This is a genomic window from Acinetobacter sp. AL9 (assembly GCF_041464035.1).
Taxonomy (GTDB): Bacteria; Pseudomonadota; Gammaproteobacteria; order Pseudomonadales; family Moraxellaceae; genus Acinetobacter; species Acinetobacter towneri.
This window is the reverse complement of sequence record NZ_JAYFSK010000116.1, coordinates 1-2,512: the sequence shown is the minus strand read 5'-3', so window position 1 is coordinate 2,512 and position 2,512 is coordinate 1. Positions and strand designations below refer to the sequence as shown.

At 33.5% G+C, this 2,512-nt stretch carries 2 protein-coding genes; both read right to left on the bottom strand.

All coding sequences use genetic code 11. The annotated features are described in order from the left end of the window. Nucleotides 1–149 precede the first annotated feature (149 nt). Nucleotides 150–1,376 carry a hypothetical protein gene (locus ACEO2X_RS13695; protein WP_371972152.1) on the bottom strand — a complete coding sequence of 409 codons (1,227 nt, stop codon included), beginning with the start codon at nucleotides 1,374–1,376 and terminating at the stop codon, nucleotides 150–152. Between the two features lie 140 nt (nucleotides 1,377–1,516). Further along, on the bottom strand, nucleotides 1,517–2,287 hold the full coding sequence (locus ACEO2X_RS13690) for a GIY-YIG nuclease family protein (protein ID WP_087545979.1): 771 nt from the start codon (nucleotides 2,285–2,287) through the stop codon (nucleotides 1,517–1,519). Nucleotides 2,288–2,512: the final 225 nt, after the last annotated feature.

Sequence of the window (2,512 nt, the reverse complement as noted above, 5' to 3'; positions counted from 1 at the left end):
TCTCCAGTCAGTGCTTGTCCTGACTGGAGTTGTTTTAAGGCTGTTTCAAAATCAAATGTAGTTGCCATAATGCATCATTCCTGTTTTTAACAGTTTAAGGAAATGACACAGTTTTTTGAACACTACCTCCTCCTACGCTTTTTTACTACTTATTTAGCTTTATCTTGCTCTAAAAATTCCTTAAACCTGCTTACCATACTAGGAATAATTTGATCAATGATTTGATTTTTAAACAAATGCTTAGAATGAGGTCTAGGTATTACAACTTGTCTTAATTCCCTTAAAGTAACAGCAGAACTAGGGAAATCAAAACATTCTCCTGTTTGTTTAATTACTTCCCGACCTAACTCTATTGCGGTATTCATACAATCAATACACATTGGATCAGCTTGATTATTTATATCGAAGATCTCATCAAAAAATAGTGGTGCAGACTTTATTTCCAGAACCCATTTGTTTTTATTTGAAGGTCTTACACATTCATATTTCTGCCTAAAACAACCTGGGCATTTCCAATTCTCATCATAACGTTCCCAATATTTTCCTTTAGTAGATATGAGATAAGATAACTCTTCTTTAGAAGGTCTTTTGGTTATAAGTGGATTACCTTTTAATCTCCAAGAATTATTTGGACCTTTAAAATGTTCAGTGTTGTAAAGTATCTTTTCAGGTTCGTATTTATCAATTTCCAATAAATTATTATGTTCAAACAACCATTTAGAACGTCTTTCTATCTGTCTAGATGTTTCCTCTGATGGTTGATACCAATCTTTCTTCTCTGCTGCAATCATGGCAAATCTTTCAGCCATTTCCATACGTATGTGAAATATAGGCCGCACTCGTTCCCATACTTTTTTTGCAACTTCTTCATTAATTTGATGTTCTTTATTTGGAGAAGCTATAACAAATTCTGATATTTCTTTAGGAGAGAAGGAGAAAAAATTATGTGCTTTAACTATTTTTTTTGCATCTGCATCAGCTTTGTTGCAGTCAAAACAAACAATTGTCTTATCGTATGCAGATAAAGAAAATGCTGATTTGATGGCAAATCTTTCAGAAAGCTCATCAGCAACTTGTTGCTTTTTTGATGTGGAATACTTTTCAAATAATGTTCTTACTACTTCTTCCATATGATCATGATGTTCATGAAGCTGGCATGTTAAGTAGTTATTTTTATTTAAACGTACGATCTGAGACTTCGAACGTTTACAACAAGGACAAGACCATTCTACTGGTGTAAGTACCCACCATCTATTTAAATGAGCACCATCAGCTTTGAATAAAGAAACCAACTTTCTAGTTGAATATGTAAATTCAGAATCAAGACCTTTTAAATCTCTCTCACTTAAGGATTTTCGAAATTCATCCAGAGTCATAGTGCTCTTCAAATAAGATATATCCATGGTGATTATTCATATATTTCAGTAACTACAACCTTATTTTTTTGCTAATTTTTTAGCAATATAGTTAGTGCTTTAAGCGACAATAAATGTCGTTTAAAGCGCTAACCCATAAATTAATAAATTTTTTCTAACTCTTTACGCAATTCATTTAAATTTTCATCAATCTCTTTAAAAGGTTTATTTACTTTATTAAAAGCCTCATCGATTTCTTTATCTTTCTGATATACAAAAAATCCACCGATAATAGCCCCAATAGATAACCAACCGAATACTAGGCTTTCTCCAGTAAAAAGACTTAAGGCACCTAACCAGAATATCCAACCAAATGGTAGTGGGAAGAGACACATGAATAAGAAGTTTTCAAAACCAGATAGTTCTTCTTTAATTGGTCGTGGTCCCAATTGCTTTAATTTTTGTTCATAAGAGACAATTTTTTCTTCTATTGGCTTACGTCTCGATAAACGCTCTGCTTCTCGCCTATCATCTTCTCTCTTCCTCGCTATCTGTTGAGCTAGCTCAACTTTCCTCCTTTCATTTTCTCTACGAACTAATTCCTGACAAATTTGATCTATACCATGACTTTGTTTTACATCATGAATCTTGTAATTACCAATTACTGGTAAAATTAGCTCAATAGCTTTTTTCACGGAAATTCTAAAAAACTCACGATTACCTGTAACTCGATAATTTGCTAATGCTCTATGTGCTGCTAACTCACTAGCCCCACAATTGTCTACCATCGCACTGAACTCTAATTCAAATGGAGTAGGGACACCTGTCGAATGTAGTTCAGACATTCGTTTCGAGGGATGTTTAGTAGTTTTACCAACTTTTATAAGGTTAGGCATGGATGGATTACTTAATATGTATATATATTCACTCATATCATTAACCGATTACTTTCCATACGATCCATATATATCCATACGCGCCAACTTAAGCCATGTTGATGATATTTCATACACTCTGGTGCCTCCTAAACAACATTGAAATATCATCTGTAAATCGTTGTAATTTCCTCTTCCTAGGCCGCTCCGACATACTTTTAATACTGCTTGCTAGATTGGCTTCAAAGCTTGGATATTCTGCTAACAAACTGTATTTAATCT

Excerpts from the sequence above, each read along its gene's own strand:
- ACEO2X_RS13690 (WP_087545979.1), bottom strand. The coding sequence starts at position 2,287 with ATGAGTGAATATATATACATATTAAGTAATCCATCCATGCCTAACCTT.
- ACEO2X_RS13695 (WP_371972152.1), bottom strand. The coding sequence starts at position 1,376 with ATGACTCTGGATGAATTTCGAAAATCCTTAAGTGAGAGAGATTTAAAA.